Consider the following 15,707-nt stretch of genomic DNA (forward strand, 5'->3'; position numbering starts at 1 on the left):
CGTCTCACCGCAGCGGCCGCACCGTGAGGGTGCCGGCGTCCCCGGGCTCGACCCGGGTGCCGAGGGTGCGGCTGCACCGGTCCAGGGCGGCGCACAGCCACGCGGTGTCCTCGGCCGACGCGTGCTCCAGGCGCATCCGGCGCGCCTGGAGGGGCACCATCCGCAGGCCGGTCAGCCGGCCGGTGCCCGGCTCGAGCGAGGCCAGGTACAGCAGCCGCAGGTCGTCCCGGTAGCGCTCGTAGCCGCCGATGCCCTCGTAGTCGTCGACGAGGTCACCGCAGCCGTACAGGACGAGCCGGTCCCGGTACACCTCCACCGGACGCGGATGGTGCGAGGAGTGGCCGTGCACGACGTCCACGCCGGCGTCGATGAGCGCGTGGGCGAAGCCGACCTCGGCGCGGGAGACGGCGTACCCCCAGTTCGAGCCCCAGTGGACGGAGGCGACCACGATGTCGTCCGGCCGCCCGGCCTGCCGCAGACGCTCGGCGAAGGCGGCCGCGGTCTCCGCGGTCGGCGCGGTGACCAGGGCCACTCCGGACCGCTCGGCGGTGGCGGCCCAGCCGTGCGGGATGCCGCTGGAGGGCATGCCGAAGGAGAAGACCAGCACGCGTCCGCCCGCCCGCAGCGGGACGCTCGCCGGCCGCCAGGCCGCGACCGCGTCCCGGCCCGCCCCCGCCGTACGCAGCCCGGCCGCCGCCAGGCAGTCCAGCGTCTCGGCGAGACCCGGCGGCCCGAAGTCGAGCACGTGGTTGTTGGCGAGGACGCAGACGTCGGGGCGCACCACCGCGAGAGCGGGCAGGTTGGCCGGGGACATCCGGTAGTGGACGCCCTTGCCCGGCGCGAAGTCGCCGTCCCGGGTGACGGCGGTCTCCAGATTGATCACCCGCGCATCGGGCGCGGCACGCTCCAGCACCGCCAGCGCCTCGCCCCAGGGCCAGGAGTGGCCGGCCGGCCGCGGTACCGGACCGTTCGCCGCCTCCGCCAGGGCGACATAGTCGCGGGCGTCCCGCACATAGGCCTCGCGCAGGCCGGGATCACCGGGGTGCGCAAGGATCTGGTCGACGCCCCGGCCGAGCATGACGTCACCGGCGAGGAACAGGGTGACGGCCCCCTCACGCATGATCCCCGCCTAGACGTGTGCGGGCGCCATGTGGTCCGTGAACCAGTCGCGGGCCAGCTCGGTCACCCGCTCCAGCGTTCCGGGCTCCTCGAACAGGTGCGTGGCGCCGGGGACGACCTCGAGCCGGTTCTCGCAGTGCAGTTGCGCCTGTGCCTGACGGTTGAGGCCGAGCACCTGGATGTCGGCGCCGCCCACGACGAGCAGCGTGGGCGCCGTCACCTCGGGCAGCCGCGGTCCGGCGAGGTCGGGCCGGCCACCGCGGGAGACGACCGCGGCCGGGCGCGTGGACGGTTCGGCGGCGGCCCACAGGGCGGCGGCCGCGCCGGTGCTGGCGCCGAAGTAGCCGATGGCGAGCCCTTCGACGTCGGGTTCCTCGCGCAGCCAGCCGGTGGCACCGGCCAGCCGCCCGGCCAGCAGCGCGATGTCGAACACGTTGCTCCGGTCGCGCTCCTCGGCCTCGGTGAGCAGGTCGAACAGCAGGGTGCCGAGGCCGGCCCGGTTCAGTCCTTCGGCCACGAACCGGTTGCGCGGGCTGTGCCGGCTGCTGCCGCTGCCGTGCGCGAAGGCGACGACCCCGCTCGCGCCCGAGGGCAGGGTGAGCCGCCCGCGCAGCCGTACGGCACCGGCGGCCACCTCCACCTCGCGGTCCTCGGAGCCGGTACCGAAGCGCTCCTGACGCCTGGCTGCCTGCCGCAGACAGGCCGTGACCTCCTCGTCGCCGACCTGGGTGAAGTCGCCGTAGAACTGGCCGATCGCGAAGAAGTCGACCGGGGTGGCGAGGCAGACCAGTTCGTCTGCGTCCCCGCCGAGGCGCCGGGCGAAGTCCCGTGGCGCCACGGGGACCGCCAGCACGATGCGTGCCGCGCCCCGCGCCCGGGCTATCCGGCAGGCCGCCCGTGCGGTGGAGCCGGTGGCCACGCCGTCGTCGACCACCGCGACTGTCCGGCCCGCGACGGCGACGGGAGCGTGCTCGCCCCGGTAGCGGGCGGCCCGCCGTTCGAGCACCTCGCGCTCGTGTGCCTCGACCCGGTCCAGATCCGCCTGGCCGACGCCGGTGAGGCGCAGCACCTCCTGGTTGATCACCCGCACGCCGTCCTCGCCGATTGCGCCCATCCCCAGCTCCGGCTGGGCCGGCACACCCAGCTTGCGCACCAGGCAGACGTCCAGGGGCGCGTCGAGCGCCTCGGCGACCACCGCGGCCACCGGCACCCCGCCGCGGGGCAGCCCCAGCACCACGACGTCCTGGCCCCGGAGGTACTCCAGGCGGGCACCCAACCGCCGTCCCGCTTCGAGTCGGTCGGTGAAGAGCACGGCAGGCTCCGTCATTCCCGGGGCAGCCACAGCGGCGCGAGAGTCTCCGTCTCGTCCGCTCCGACCGCCTTCATGTCGCCCGCGGCCGCGCGCAGCAGCCGGCGGCCCATGGCGATCAGCGCGCGTCCGGCGGCGAGTTCGTCACCGATCTCCGGCATCGCGCGGTCGTAGGGGTTCCGGCGGGCCTCCGCGTGGCTCTCCAGGACGTTCTCACCGGTGTCCAGGACGATCCGGGCCGTGGTGTCCGGGTCGTGTTCGGACAGGTAGAGCTCCAGCCGCCACTCCTTGACGGACGGAGGACTGCTGCTCGCAGGTCGGGTCATCGTCCGTCCCTCCTCACCGCGTCGCGAGGCCACGGGACGCACCGACGCGTCACCTCTTCCACTGTGCACCGCACCGGCGGCGGGCGCCTCCCCGGGCACGGGCAGAATGGGGGGCATGACCACGCGCACCTGCCCCTGCGGCCGTCCCGAGTCCTACGACGCCTGCTGCGGCCGCTTCCACGCGGGTGCCGCCGCCCCGACCGCGGAGGCGCTCATGCGGTCGCGGTACAGCGCGTTCGTGAGGGGGGACGCGGGCTATCTCCTGCGCACCTGGCACCCGCGGACCCGGCCCGGGCGGCTGGACCTGGATCCGCGGATGAAGTGGACGGGCCTGGAGATCCTGGACACCGGCGACGGTTCCGCCTTCCACACCACCGGCACCGTGACCTTCCGTGCCTCCTACCGGGGCGGCTCGCTGCACGAGCGCAGCCGGTTCGAGCGGGTGGACGGGGCATGGGTGTACGTCGACGGGGACTTCCCCGCATAGCGCCGCACAGCGCCGGACGACGCGACTACGGCGCCAGGACGTCCAGTTCGTGGAGGGCGCCCACGGTGATCTGCCGGGTCAGTTCCTCGGCGCGGGCGCCGTCGCCGGCCCGGACCGCCTCGGCGACCTGGACGTGCAGGGTGACCGCCGCCGGGTCGGGGTCCTCGAACATCACCTCGTGATGGGTGCGGCCGGCCAGCACCTCCGCGACGACGTCGCCGAGGCGGGCGAACATCTCGTTGCCCGAGGCGGCGAGGATGACCCGGTGGAAGGCGATGTCGTGGACCAGATACCCCTCCAGCCGGTGGCCGCGTGAATGGGCCACCATGCCGAGCGCGCACTCGGTGAGTTCGGCGCACTGCTCGGCCGTGGCCTGCTTGGCGGCCAGGCCCGCGGCCACCGGTTCGATCGCCGAGCGCAGCACGGTCAGGGAGCGCAGCTGGTGCGGGCGGTCGGCGCCCGCGAGGCGCCAGCGGATGACCTGCGGGTCGTAGACGTTCCACTCGCACTTGGGGCGCACGGTCACGCCGACCCGGCGGCGGGACTCGACCAGGTGCATGGACTCCAGCACCCGCACCGCCTCGCGCATCACGGAGCGTGACACCTCGAAGTGCTGGGCGAGTTCGTCCGTACGCAGAACGCTGCCCGGCGGATACTCGCCCGCCGTGATCGCGGGGCCGAGGGTGTCCAGTACGCGGCCGTGCAGCCCCCGGCCCGGTGTGCTCATGCACTCAGCGTACGGCCTGGATCACAGAGCCGAAAAGTCAGACTTATATGTCACAGGCTCTTGAATTCGTCGTACCTAATGGGTTTCAGTGTGGCCGACGCCGGATGTCGGCGTCGGATGTCGAGGAAGACAGCGAGGCATCGATGCGAACCCCGCATACCCCCCACGTCGTCGTGGTGATGGGCGTCGCCGGGACGGGCAAGACCACGATCGGTCCGCTGCTCGCCGCCCGGCTGGGCGTCCCCTATGCCGAGGGCGACGACTTCCACCCCCAGGCCAGCATCGACAAGATGTCGGCCGGGATCCCGCTCGACGACGCCGACCGGTGGCCGTGGCTCGACGCCATCGGCCACTGGGCGCAGGGGCGGGCCGGGCGGGGCGGGGTGGTCAGCAGCTCGGCGCTGAAGCGGTCGTACCGCGACCGGCTTCGGGCCGTGGCTCCCGGGATCGTCTTCGTGCACCTCACGGGCGACCGGAAGCTCATCGAGGACCGGATGTCCCACCGGCAGGGTCACTTCATGCCGACCGCCTTGCTGGACTCCCAGTTCGCCACGCTGCAACCCCTGGAGCCTGACGAGAAGGGAGTCGCCGTGGACGTCGGCGGCAGCCCCCAGGAGATCACCGATCGAGCCGTGAAGGCACTCGACGCGCTTCCCGACACTCCCGAGTAGCACCCCACCTCCGTCCCCCGTACCTGCAAGGGAACCCCCGTGACCAGACTCAGCGTCGAGATGCTGGCAGCGGACGCACCTCCGCCGATCACCTCCGCCGGCCACGCCCAGCTCGGCATCGCCGTCCTGGTGGGCATCGCCGTCATCGTCCTGCTCATCACCAAGTTCAAGCTCCATGCCTTCCTGGCGCTGACCATCGGGTCGCTGGCGCTCGGGGCGGTCGCCGGGGCACCGCTCGACAAGGCCATCACCAGCTTCACCACCGGGCTCGGCACCACGGTGGCCGGCGTGGGCGTCCTGATCGCGCTCGGGGCGATCCTGGGCAAGCTGCTCGCCGACTCCGGCGGCGCCGACCAGATCGTGGACACGATCCTCGCCAAGGCGGGCGGCCGCGCGATGCCGTGGGCGATGGTGCTGATCGCCTCCGTGATCGGCCTGCCGCTGTTCTTCGAGGTCGGCATCGTGCTGCTGATCCCGGTCGTGCTGATGGTCGCCAAGCGCGGCAACTACTCCCTGATGCGCATCGGCATCCCGGCGCTGGCCGGCCTGTCCGTGATGCACGGCCTGATCCCGCCGCACCCCGGCCCGCTGGTCGCGATCGACGCGGTCGGCGCCAACCTGGGCGTCACCTTGGCGCTCGGCATCCTCGTCGCCATACCGACGGTGATCATCGCCGGCCCCGTCTTCTCCCGGTTCGCCGCCCGCTGGGTCGACGTCCCGGCCCCCGACCGCATGCTCCCGCAGCGCGCCTCCGAGGAACTGGAGCGCCGGCCCGGCTTCGGCGCGACGCTCGCCACGATGCTGCTGCCGGTGGTGCTGATGCTGGCCAAGGCCCTGGTGGACATCGTCGTCGACGACCCCACGAACATGAACCAGCGGGTCTTCGACATCATCGGCTCGCCGCTGATCGCGCTGCTCGCCGCCGTGCTGGTCGGCTTCTTCACGCTGGGCCGGCCCGCCGGGTTCAGCAAGGAGCGGCTTCAGCAGACGGTCGACAAGGGCCTGATGCCGATCGCCGGCATCCTGCTGATCGTCGGCGCGGGCGGCGGCTTCAAGCAGACCCTGATCGACTCCGGCGTGGGCCAGATGATCCTGGACGTCTCCAAGGACTGGTCGATCCCTGCGCTGCTGCTGGCCTGGCTGATCGCGGTGGCGATCCGGCTGGCGACCGGCTCGGCGACAGTGGCGACGGTCTCGGCGGCGGGGCTCGTGGCCCCGCTCGCCGCCGACATGTCGACCACCCACACCGCCCTGCTGGTCCTGGCCATCGGCGCCGGCTCGCTCTTCTTCAGCCATGTCAACGACGCCGGCTTCTGGCTGGTGAAGGAGTACTTCGGGCTGAGCGTCGGCCAGACCGTCAAGACCTGGTCGGTGATGGAGACGATCATCTCGGTGGTCGCGGGCGGTCTGGTCCTGCTGTTGTCCCTGGTCATCTAGGAGTACGACGATGACGGCTCACCCTCTCTTCGACATCGGCGGCCGCACGGCCCTGGTCACCGGCTCCAGCCGCGGCATCGGCCTCGCCCTGGCCCGGGGCCTCGCGCAGGCCGGCTGCACGGTGGTCCTCAACGGGCGTGACCCGGACCGGCTGGCCGACGCGGCCGCCTCGCTGCCCGGCGACCGGGTGCACACGGCGGTGTTCGACGTGACCGACGGCCCGTCCGTGGCCGCCGGGATCGCGGACGTCGAGGAGCGGGTGGGCCCGCTCGACATCCTCGTCAACAACGCGGGCATGCAACTGCGCGCCCCGCTCCTCGAGTTCACGGACACGGACTGGCACCGGATCCTGGACGCCAACCTCACCAGCGCCTTCCTGGTCGGCCGGGAAGCCGCCCGGCGGATGACGGACCGCGGCCACGGCAAGATCATCAACATCTGCTCGCTGCAGAGCGAGGTGGCACGCCCCGGTATCGCGCCGTATGCCGCCACCAAGGGCGCACTGAAGATGCTCACCAAGGGCATGTGCGCCGACTGGGGCCCCTACGGCATCCAGGTCAACGGCCTCGGCCCCGGCTACATCGAGACCGAACTGACCCGGCCCCTCGTCGAGGACGAGGAGTTCAGCGCCTGGGTGCGCCGCCGCGCCCCGGCCGGCCGCTGGGGCCGCACCGAGGACCTGGTGGGCGGGCTGCTCTTCCTCGCCTCACCCGCCGCGGACTTCGTCAGCGGGCAGGTGCTCTACGTCGACGGCGGCATGACGAGCGTGCTCTGAAAGGAGCGACGGACGTGCTGGGTTGTGTGATCCACGGCGCGGGAGATCTGCGCGTGCAGGAGCTGCCCGAACCCGGACCCGGGCCCGGCCAGGCCCTGGTCGCCGTCCGCTACGGCGGGGTGTGCGGGTCCGACCTGCACTACTGGCGACACGGCGGGGTCGGCGACTTCCGGCTCAGGGAGCCGATGCTGCTCGGGCACGAGGTGGTGGGCACCGTGGTCTCCTACGGCCCCGCGGTCACCGGCCCCGCTCCGGGCACCGCGGTCGCCGTGCACCCCGCCACCCCCTGCGGGCGCTGCCCGGAGTGCGGTGACGGCCGGGCGAACGTGTGCCGGGACACCCGGTACCTCGGCAGCGCGGCCCGCTTTCCGCATGTGCAGGGCGGGTTCGCCGGTCGAGTGGCCGTACCGGCCGGGCAGGTGAGGCCGCTGCCGGAGGGGCTCGGGCTGCGGCGGGCGGCGCTCGCCGAGCCGCTCGCGGTGGCGCTGCACGCGGTGCGGCGGGCCGGGGACGTGTCCGGCAGGCATGTGCTGGTGACCGGGGCCGGGCCGATCGGATGCCTGGTGGTCGCGGCGGCGAAGGCGGCGGGCGCGGCCCGGGTCACGGTGACCGACCTGCTCCCCGAAGCACTCGGGTACGCAGCCGTCGCCGGGGCCGACACGCTCGTACGGGCCGGCGACCCGGACGACGCCGGGTGGCCGGGCGAGGCGGACGTGGCCGTCGAGGCGTCGGGAGTGGCGGCCGGTCTCGACACCTGCCTACGACTGGTGCGGCGCGGCGGCGCGGTCGTCCAGCTGGGGATGCTGCCGCCGGGGAACAGCCCGTTCGCCCAGAACCTGGTCGTGAGCCGGGAGATCGACCTGCGGGGCGCGTTCCGCTTCGACACCGAGTTCGACGAGGCGCTGGAGCTGCTGGCGGCCCGGCGGGAGTTCGAGGGGCTGATCAGCGCGGTGGTTCCGGTGCGGGCGGCCGAGACGGCGTTCGCGCTGGCCGCCGACCGGAGCCGGTCCTGCAAGGTGCTGCTGGACTTCGAGAGCGGGGCGCGCTGAGTTCGGCACCTGCCGGACGGCGCCGTCCGCACTGAGCGCCGTCGCGGCAAAGGCGGCCGTGCGGGTGGCGGCAGCGGCGCCAGCGCCGCCCCTCTGCTACACGGCCGCCCGCGTGCCCGGCATCGGCAGCGGCGGCAGCGCCGCCCCGTACACCCACGCCTCGAACAGCCCGTCCAGCGGCTCGTCCGCGAACCGGGCCACGTGCGCGACGAACGCCGCTGTCGTCACCGACCCGTTCCGGTGCAGCCGCACCCAGCTGCGCACCATGAGGAAGAACGCGTCGTCGCCCAGCGCGCAGCGCACCGCGTGCAGGGTCAGGCCGCCCCGCTCGTAGAGCCGGTCGTCGAACATCGACTTGCGGCCCGGGTCCGCCAGCCGGAGATCCTGCGGCAGCGCGGACAGCAACCGGTGTGCGGACGCGGCCAGTTGCTGGGCGCTGCGGCCGCCCGAACGCTCGGACCACAGCCATTCCGCGTACTTGGCGAAGCCCTCGTTCAGCCAGATCTGCCGCCAGTCGGCGATGGACACGCAGTTGCCGAACCACTGGTGCGCCAGCTCGTGCGCCACCAGCCGCTCCGAACCCCGCGCGCCGTCCACGTGGTTGGAGCCGAACAGCGACAGCCCCTGTGCCTCGACGGGCACATCGAGCTCCTCCTCGGTCACCGCGACCGCGTACTCCTCGAACGGGTACGGCCCGAACAGCTCCTGGAACAGCTCCATCATCGCGGGCTGCCGCGCGAAGTCCCGGGAGAACTCCGGAAGCAGCTGCGCCGGGATGTGCCCGTGCTGCGGCACGCCGCCCGGTCCGGGATCGCCCAGCAGCACCGTCTGGAACTTGCCGATCGCGAGCCCCACGAGATAGCTGGACGTGGGCACCGACTGCTCGTACACCCAGGTGGTCGTCGAGGCCTTTGTCGTACGGGTCAGCAGGCGCCCGCCCGTGACCACCGCATACGCGGACGGCGTGGTGACCGAGATCAGGTAGGACGCCTTGTCGGCGGGCCGGTCGTTGCACGGGTACCAGGACGGGGCCCCGATCGGCTGGCTCGCCACCAGCGCCCCGTCCGCCAGCTCCTCCCAGCCGAGCCCGCCCCAGGGGCTGGCCACCGGCTTGGGGTTGCCGGACCAGTGCACCTCGACGGTGAAGGCGGCCCCGGCCCGGACCGGCTTGGCCGGGCGGATCCGCAGCCGTCCGCCCCGGTGCGTGTAGTGCGGCTGCCGGTCGTCCACCCGCACCCGGCCGATCCTGAAGTCGGCCAGGTTGAGCTGGAACTCGGTCAGCGGCGCCCGGCCGGCGATGGCATTGATCCGGGCGGTGCCCGCCAGCCGGTTCGGGCCCGGGCGGTAGTCCAGCGTGAGCTCGTAGCGGTGCACCCGGTAGCGGGAATCACCGTTGTCCGGGAAGTACGGGTCCGGGCCGACCGTCTGCTGAACTGCCACTGCTGTGTCTGCTCCCTGCGCTGTGCCACCACTCCGTGCCGGTCCACCGCCCACCAGCCCCGAAGGGGACCCGCTCACAGACGCCATGCCTCGATCGGGTTGCCGAGCCAGCGGGTGTCGTCCGGGACGGACTCCGCGGCCATGACGAGCGACGCGGGACCCAGGGTCGTACGGGCCCCGACCGTGCTGCCGGGCAGCACGATCCCGCCAGGGCCCAGGGTGGCGCCCTCACGGAGGACCACAGTATCCGTCCGCAAGATCCGGTCGTGGAAGAGGTGAGTCTGCAGCACGCACCCACGGTTCACCGTGGCCGCGTCCTCCAGGGTCACCAGGTCCGTCTCCGGCAGCCAGTAGCTCTCCACCCACACGCCCCTGCCGATGCGTGCGCCGAGCCCGCGCAGCCACACCGTCATCACCGGTGTCCCCGGCACGGCTCCGGCCAGCCATGGCACCGCCAGCACCTCGACGAAGGTGTCCGCCAGCTCGTTGCGCCACACGAACGAACTCCACAGCGGATGCTCCCCGGCCCGGTGCCGCCCCACCAGCAGCCACTTCGCGACGATCGAGACGACGGCCGCCGTGGCACCGGCGGCGAGCAGCACCAGCCCCGACAGGAGCGGAGCCCACACCCCCAGCGCACACAGCGCCGCCACCGTCGCCGCGGCCAGCGCCGCCGAACAGAAGACCGGCACGATCCGGCACAGCTCCACCAGACCGCGCGCCCACAGCAGCCGGGCGGGCGGCTCGTACGTACGGCTGTGATCCCCGCCGGCGGCACTGCGCGGCAGCTTCACCGGCGGCAGCCCCAGATACGAGGTGCCCTTCTTCGCCTTCTTCGGCGTCGCCGACAGCACGCCGACAAGCCCGCCGTCCGGCACGCTCCGCCCCGGCGCGGTCATCCCCGAGTTCCCGAGGAAGGCCCGCCGCCCGATCTCCGCACGCCCGATCCGCACCCAGCCGCCGCCGAGCTCGTACGGCGCCGTCAGCGTGTCGTCCGCCAGGAAGGCCCCGTCGCCGACGGTGGTCAGGCTCGGCAGCGCCAGCACGGTCGACACCTCGGCACCCCGCCCGATCCGCATCCCCAGCAGCCGCAGCCACACCGGCGTGACCAGCCCGGCGTACAGCGGGAACAGCGCCTGCCGGGACCGGTCCATCAGCTGCGTCACGGTCCACGCCTGCCAGCCGACCCGGCTGTGCGTCGGATGCGTGCCCTCGGGCAGACCCAGGCTGAGCAGTCGTACGGCGACCAGGATCAGCAGCGCGTACGCCAGCCCGTAGGCGAGCGTGGCCGGGACCAGCCCGAGCGCGGCCCCGCGCAGGGCCTGCGCGAGTGAGCTTCCGGGCGCCACGAAGACCCGGGCGACCAGCAGCGCGGCCACGCCCGCGAGCAGCGGCAGGGCGCCGAGCGCGATGCCCGCCACGCCGTACATCACCCGCCAGTACGTGCCCCGCTGCGGCCGCTCCTTGGGCCAGTTGCGCTTGGCCTTGCCGAGCTTGACCGCGGGCGCGCCCGCCCACCGCTGACCGGTGGGCACCTGCCCGGTGACCGCGGAACCCGGCGCCACCTCGGCCCGCTTGCCGACCCGCGCGCCCGGGAACAGCATGCTGCGCGTCCCGACGACGGCGTGCGCGCCGATCCGCACCGGCCCGACCTCCAGCCGGTCACCGTCCAGCCAGTACCCGCACAGGTCCACCTCGGACTCCACGGCGGCCCCCCGCCCCAGCCGGAGCAGGCCGGTGACCGGCGGCAGCGAGTGCAGGTCCACGTCGGGCCCGATCTTGGCGCCCAGCGCCCGCGCGTACCGCTCCAGCCAGGATCCGGTCAGCGAGGTGGCCCCGCTGAACTCGGCCAGCCGCTCGGCGGTCCACAGCCGCAGATGCACGCTGCCGCCGCGCGGGTACCGGCCAGGCGCAAGGCCCCGCAGCAGCAGCCGCGCCCCGCCCGCCGCGAGCGCGATCCGGCCGGGCGGGCTGAAGAACAGCAGCGCGCCCGCCGCGAGCAGCCACCAGGGGGCGGTCGGCAGCCAGGCGTAGCCGGGCAGCAGGTTCCCGGCCGCGGCCAGGGCCACCGTCCAGCGCAGCCCGAGCAGCGTGACCAGCGGGACGAGCAGGAGGAGCTGGACGGCCTGGGCGCGCACCGGCACCGGCGCGACCGTCCGCCGCGTGCCGTCGTCCTGCGCCGAGGCCTCCAGGTGCCGGGCCAGCTTGCGCAGGGTGGGCTGCTGGTAGATGTCGAGGACGGCGGCGCTCGGGTAGCGGGTGCGCAGCCGGGTGGTGAGCTGGGCGGCAGCCAGACTGCTGCCGCCGATCGCGAAGAAGTCGTCGGTGGCACCGGTCACCGGGATGCCGAGGACCTCCGCCCACTGCTCGGCGAGCCAGGCCTCGGTGCCGTAGAGGTCGGCCTTGGGGGCCTCCACGCCCTCCAGAGGCCAGGGCAGGGCAGCCCGGTCCACCTTCCCCGACGTACGGGTCGGCAGCTCTGCGACGGGCGCGAGCAGCGGCACCAGCGCGGCAGGCAGCTCGGCGCGCAGCTTCTGGACGGCGGCCGCGTGGTCCCAGCCGTCCTGGGTGACGACATAGCCGACGAGCAGCTGATTGCCGCTGCGGGCGGTGCGCACGGCGGCGGCGGCCCCCACCACACCGGGCAGCGCCTGCAGCGCGGCATCCACCTCACCGAGCTCGATCCGCCGTCCGCCGAGCTTGATCTGCTCGTCGGCCCGCCCCAGGAAGATCAGCCCTTCGGGCTCGGCCTTGACCAGGTCACCACTCCGGTACGCGCGCTCCCAGCCCAGCGACGTGAGCGGCGCGTACTTCTCGGCGTCCTTCTCGGGATCGAGGTACCGCGCGAGCCCCGCGCCACCGATGACGAGCTGCCCGCTGCCCCCCATGGGCACGGGCTCCCCGCTCTCGTCGACGACGGCCAGCTCCCACCCGTTCAGCGGCAGCCCGATCCGCACCGGCTCCTCACCCGTCAGCAGCGCCGCACAGGCCACGACGGTCGCCTCGGTCGGCCCGTAGGTGTTCCACACCTCGCGCCCCTCCGTGACCAGCCGCTGCGCCAGCTCGGGCGGGCAGGCCTCGCCGCCGAAGATCAGCAGCCGTACGTCGTTGAGGGTCTCGGGCTCCCAGAGCGCGGCCAGCGTCGGCACGGTCGACACGACGGTGATCTCCTGCTCGACCAGCCAGGGCCCCAGATCGGCGCCGCTCCTGACCTGCGAGCGGGGCACGGGCACCAGACAGGCGCCGTACCGCCAGGCCAGCCACATCTCCTCGCAGGACGCGTCGAAGGCGACGGACAGCCCCGCCATGACCCGGTCGCCGGGCCCGATCGGCTCGTCGGCGAGGAAGAGGGCCGCCTCGGCGTCCACGAACGCGGCGGCGCTGCGGTGCGTGACGGCGACGCCCTTCGGCTTCCCGGTGGACCCGGAGGTGAAGATGATCCAGGCGTCGTGCCCGGTGCCGGGCCGGGCGGCGGGAGAGCCGGAACCGCCCTGGACACTGATGGTGTGTCCGGCCCCGATGACGGCCCGCACCTCCGCCTCGCCGAACACCAACTCGGCCCGCTCGTCCGGGTCCTCGGCGTCGACGGGGACATAGGCGGCACCGGCGGCGAGGACGGCGAGAATCGCGACGTAGAGCTCATTGGTGCCCGAGGGAACCCGCACACCGACCCGGTCCCCGAGCCCGACCCCCGCGCCCGCGAGCCGCTGCCGCAGCCGCTCCACCTCGACGGCCAGCGCCCGATAGGTGAGGCACGTCGTACCGTCGTCCAGGGCCGGCTCGTCCGGACACGACCGCACGGTCGCGTCGAAGACGTCCACCAGCGTGCGCGGCGAGGCGGCCGGCCCCGCGGAGAAGCGTGCCCTGCTGCCGAACTGCTCGCGGATCTCCGCGTCGAGCCCGAGGGCGCTGCCCTCATGTATGGCTGCCATCCGGTCCTCGCGTCTCGATCCCGGAAGCCTCCGGGGCGCTGGCGGGCCCGCAGGTCTGCCTGGGGTTGTCCGGCTCCAGCTCGGTAACAAGCCGGAAATTTTAGTACGACGCTAGGTTCCGCCTCTTCGCGCGGCCACTCGGGAGGGCTGTTGGAGTGGGCGCGGGGCACTGGCCACAGGCGGCTGACCTGCTGGTCTTCACGCGGACGAGAGATGGCCCACACGGACCGTCAAGGAACGGACACTCAGGGGCAGTTGGTCCACGGCGCCGACCGGACAGGAGTACGGAAAAGCAGAAGGCCCCTGCTGAGCAGGGGCCCTCACTGGTGTCCGAGGGGGGACTTGAACCCCCACGCCCGATAAAGGGCACTAGCACCTCAAGCTAGCGCGTCTGCCATTCCGCCACCCGGACAAGGTGTCTGTCGTGCGGGGTTTCCCTCGCGGCGACGGAGGAAACATTACCAGGCTTTCGGGGGTGGGCGATCACACCCCGTCCGCGCGGCCCGGTCCGCGTGAACGGCGTGTGACGGGCCGGGACCGGCCTTGGGCCCGGGCCGGGCCGGAGAGAGGATGAAGGGGACCACCAGCAGTGACAGTGGGAGGAAGCAGCGTGAGCGAGACGGACACGGCCAAGGGCGTCACCGGCGAGGACGAGGTCGTCGACCTCTGCCGCGAGCTGATCCGGTTCGACACCAGCAACTACGGCGACCACTCCGGCCCGGGCGAGCGCAAGGCCGCCGAGTACGTCGCCGAGAAGCTCGCCGAGGTCGGGCTGGAGCCGAAGATCTTCGAGTCGCACCCGGGGCGGGCCTCCACCGTGGCCCGGATCGAGGGCGAGGACCCGTCCCGGCCCGCGCTGCTCATCCACGGCCACCTGGACGTCGTACCGGCCAACGCGGACGACTGGACCCACCACCCGTTCTCCGGCGAGGTCACCGACGGGTGCGTGTGGGGCCGCGGCGCCGTCGACATGAAGGACATGGACGCCATGACCCTCGCGGTCGTGCGGGACCGGTTGCGCAGCGGGCGGCGGCCGCCGCGGGACATCGTCGTCGCCTTCCTCGCCGACGAGGAGGCGGGCGGCACCTACGGCGCCCGGCACCTGGTCGACCGCCACCCCGGCCTGTTCGAGGGCGTCACCGAGGCGATCAGCGAGGTGGGCGGGTTCTCGTTCACGGTGAACGAGCAGCGGCGGCTCTATCTGATCCAGACGGCCGAGAAGGGCATGCACTGGATGAAGCTGACCGTGGCCGGCACCGCCGGGCACGGGTCGATGATCCACCGGGACAACGCCATCACCGAACTGTCCGAGGCCGTGGCCCGGGTCGGCCGCCACACGTTCCCGGTCCGCGTCACCAAGACCACCCGGGCCTTCCTCGACGAGCTGGGCGACGCGCTCGGCACCGAGCTGGACCCGGAGGACATGGAGTCGACCCTCGCCCGGCTCGGCGGCATCGCCAAGCTCATCGGCGCGACCCTGAGCAACACCGCCAACCCCACCCAGCTGAACGCCGGCTACAAGGTCAACGTCATCCCGGGCGAGGCCACCGCGCACATCGACGGACGGTTCCTGCCGGGCCACGAGGAGGAGTTCCTGAGCGACCTCGACCGGCTGCTCGGGCCGCACGTCCGGCGCGAGGACGTGCACTCCGACAAGGCGCTGGAGACCAGCTTCGACGGGGCGCTCGTCGAGGCCATGCAGTCCGCACTGCTCGCCGAGGACCCGACCGCCAAGGCGATCCCCTACATGCTCTCCGGCGGCACCGACGCCAAGTCCTTCGACGACCTCGGCATCCGCGGCTTCGGCTTCGCGCCGCTCAAGCTGCCGCCGGAGCTGGACTTCGCCGGCATGTTCCACGGCGTGGACGAGCGGGTGCCGGTGGACGGGCTGAAGTTCGGTGTGCGGGTGCTCGACCGGTTCATCGACGCGTCGTGACGTTCTGGGCCCAGGTAATCGGGCGCCCGTACGAGATCGACTGAGAAGAGTGAATGCGACCATAAGCTCGTAGCTCCATTACTTCCTCCTCGTTACAGGTAATGCGATCTGCAACACGAGATCGCATTGCCAACAAGGAGGAATAATGATCAAGAAGATCGTCGCTGCCGCGGTTGCCACCGGTGGACTGGTTCTCGCTGGCGCGGGCATGGCCGCCGCCCACTCCGGCGCTGAGGGTGCCGCCGTGAACTCCCCGGGTGTCCTTTCCGGCAACGTCGTCCAGGCGCCCGTGCACGTTCCGGTGAACATCTGCGGCAACACGGTCAGCGTGATCGGGCTCCTGAACCCCGCTTTCGGCAACACCTGCGTCAACAAGTGACGTCGACTCCCCGAGGGGGGGCGTCCTCTTAGAGCCGTCGGCCCAGGAGCGCACGCCATGCGCTCCGCGGCCGACCGGTCTTTTTCCGCGGAACTCCTTTCCGCGGAACGCACAGAGAAC

Annotated in this window: 13 protein-coding genes and 1 tRNA gene; 7 read left to right on the plus strand and 7 right to left on the minus strand. The window is 72.8% G+C overall.

Annotated features, from left to right (window positions below):
- Window positions 1-4 precede the first annotated feature (4 nt).
- The 3 genes from AQI88_RS11695 to AQI88_RS11705 are packed head-to-tail and all read right to left on the minus strand — an operon-like array spanning window position 5 to window position 2,754.
- Window positions 5-1,120, minus strand: a complete 1,116-nt coding sequence (locus AQI88_RS11695) for a CapA family protein (RefSeq protein WP_066996270.1) — start codon at window positions 1,118-1,120, stop codon at window positions 5-7.
- A 9-nt stretch (window positions 1,121-1,129) separates the two neighbouring features.
- Window positions 1,130-2,431, minus strand: a complete 1,302-nt coding sequence (locus tag AQI88_RS11700; protein WP_066997141.1) for a phosphoribosyltransferase family protein — start codon at window positions 2,429-2,431, stop codon at window positions 1,130-1,132.
- Window positions 2,432-2,442: 11 nt separating this feature from the next.
- Entirely contained in the window at window positions 2,443-2,754 is a 312-nt protein-coding gene (locus AQI88_RS11705) for a dsRBD fold-containing protein (protein ID WP_066996272.1), read from the minus strand.
- 115 nt (window positions 2,755-2,869) lie between these two features.
- Between AQI88_RS11705 and AQI88_RS11710 the strand changes: the two genes are divergently transcribed.
- Window positions 2,870-3,241: a YchJ family protein gene (locus tag AQI88_RS11710; protein WP_066996275.1), complete on the plus strand. Its 372-nt coding sequence runs from the start codon at window positions 2,870-2,872 to the stop codon at window positions 3,239-3,241.
- Window positions 3,242-3,266: 25 nt separating this feature from the next.
- On the opposite strand, the gene AQI88_RS11715 is transcribed toward AQI88_RS11710, so the two are convergent.
- On the minus strand, window positions 3,267-3,968 hold the full coding sequence (locus AQI88_RS11715; RefSeq protein WP_066996278.1) for a FadR/GntR family transcriptional regulator: 702 nt from the start codon (window positions 3,966-3,968) through the stop codon (window positions 3,267-3,269).
- Window positions 3,969-4,111: 143 nt separating this feature from the next.
- Here AQI88_RS11715 and AQI88_RS11720 point away from each other — a divergent pair, with 143 nt between their 5' ends.
- From AQI88_RS11720 to AQI88_RS11735, 4 genes are read left to right on the plus strand one after another with little or no spacing between them, the layout of a single operon-like run.
- On the plus strand, window positions 4,112-4,639 hold the full coding sequence (locus AQI88_RS11720) for a gluconokinase (RefSeq protein ID WP_066997144.1): 528 nt from the start codon (window positions 4,112-4,114) through the stop codon (window positions 4,637-4,639).
- Window positions 4,640-4,678: 39 nt separating this feature from the next.
- On the plus strand, window positions 4,679-6,076 hold the full coding sequence (locus AQI88_RS11725) for a GntP family permease (RefSeq protein WP_066996282.1): 1,398 nt from the start codon (window positions 4,679-4,681) through the stop codon (window positions 6,074-6,076).
- Between the two features lie 10 nt (window positions 6,077-6,086).
- Window positions 6,087-6,851: an SDR family oxidoreductase gene (locus AQI88_RS11730; RefSeq protein ID WP_066996285.1), complete on the plus strand. Its 765-nt coding sequence runs from the start codon at window positions 6,087-6,089 to the stop codon at window positions 6,849-6,851.
- 14 nt (window positions 6,852-6,865) lie between these two features.
- Window positions 6,866-7,900, plus strand: coding sequence for an L-idonate 5-dehydrogenase (locus AQI88_RS11735; protein WP_066996288.1), 1,035 nt, complete (start codon window positions 6,866-6,868; stop codon window positions 7,898-7,900).
- Between the two features lie 96 nt (window positions 7,901-7,996).
- On the opposite strand, the gene AQI88_RS11740 is transcribed toward AQI88_RS11735, so the two are convergent.
- From AQI88_RS11740 to AQI88_RS11750, 3 genes are all read right to left on the minus strand, one after another.
- Window positions 7,997-9,340: a M1 family metallopeptidase gene (locus AQI88_RS11740; protein WP_066996291.1), complete on the minus strand. Its 1,344-nt coding sequence runs from the start codon at window positions 9,338-9,340 to the stop codon at window positions 7,997-7,999.
- Between the two features lie 74 nt (window positions 9,341-9,414).
- Window positions 9,415-13,272 carry a Pls/PosA family non-ribosomal peptide synthetase gene (locus AQI88_RS11745; RefSeq protein WP_066996294.1) on the minus strand — a complete coding sequence of 1,286 codons (3,858 nt, stop codon included), beginning with the start codon at window positions 13,270-13,272 and terminating at the stop codon, window positions 9,415-9,417.
- A 324-nt stretch (window positions 13,273-13,596) separates the two neighbouring features.
- A tRNA-Leu gene (locus AQI88_RS11750) sits at window positions 13,597-13,684 on the minus strand.
- Window positions 13,685-13,882: 198 nt separating this feature from the next.
- On the opposite strand from AQI88_RS11750, the gene AQI88_RS11755 reads away from it, so the two are divergent.
- Both AQI88_RS11755 and AQI88_RS11760 read left to right on the plus strand, forming a co-directional pair.
- Window positions 13,883-15,208 carry a M20/M25/M40 family metallo-hydrolase gene (locus tag AQI88_RS11755; protein ID WP_066996297.1) on the plus strand — a complete coding sequence of 442 codons (1,326 nt, stop codon included), beginning with the start codon at window positions 13,883-13,885 and terminating at the stop codon, window positions 15,206-15,208.
- Between the two features lie 145 nt (window positions 15,209-15,353).
- A complete protein-coding gene (locus AQI88_RS11760) occupies window positions 15,354-15,587 on the plus strand; it encodes a chaplin (RefSeq protein WP_066996300.1) in 234 nt (77 codons plus the stop codon).
- Window positions 15,588-15,707 lie beyond the last annotated feature (120 nt).

Origin of the sequence: Streptomyces cellostaticus (genome assembly GCF_001513965.1) — a bacterium.
In the GTDB taxonomy this organism is placed as follows: domain Bacteria; phylum Actinomycetota; class Actinomycetes; order Streptomycetales; family Streptomycetaceae; genus Streptomyces; species Streptomyces cellostaticus.

Bases quoted from the DNA above. Each gene is read 5' to 3' on its own strand.
- AQI88_RS11745 (WP_066996294.1), bottom strand. From the start codon at position 13,272: ATGGCAGCCATACATGAGGGCAGCGCCCTCGGGCTCGACGCGGAGATC.
- AQI88_RS11730 (WP_066996285.1), top strand. From the start codon at position 6,087: ATGACGGCTCACCCTCTCTTCGACATCGGCGGCCGCACGGCCCTGGTC.
- AQI88_RS11705 (WP_066996272.1), bottom strand. From the start codon at position 2,754: ATGACCCGACCTGCGAGCAGCAGTCCTCCGTCCGTCAAGGAGTGGCGG.
- AQI88_RS11695 (WP_066996270.1), bottom strand. From the start codon at position 1,120: ATGCGTGAGGGGGCCGTCACCCTGTTCCTCGCCGGTGACGTCATGCTC.
- AQI88_RS11720 (WP_066997144.1), top strand. From the start codon at position 4,112: ATGCGAACCCCGCATACCCCCCACGTCGTCGTGGTGATGGGCGTCGCC.
- AQI88_RS11710 (WP_066996275.1), top strand. From the start codon at position 2,870: ATGACCACGCGCACCTGCCCCTGCGGCCGTCCCGAGTCCTACGACGCC.
- AQI88_RS11715 (WP_066996278.1), bottom strand. From the start codon at position 3,968: ATGAGCACACCGGGCCGGGGGCTGCACGGCCGCGTACTGGACACCCTC.
- AQI88_RS11760 (WP_066996300.1), top strand. From the start codon at position 15,354: ATGATCAAGAAGATCGTCGCTGCCGCGGTTGCCACCGGTGGACTGGTT.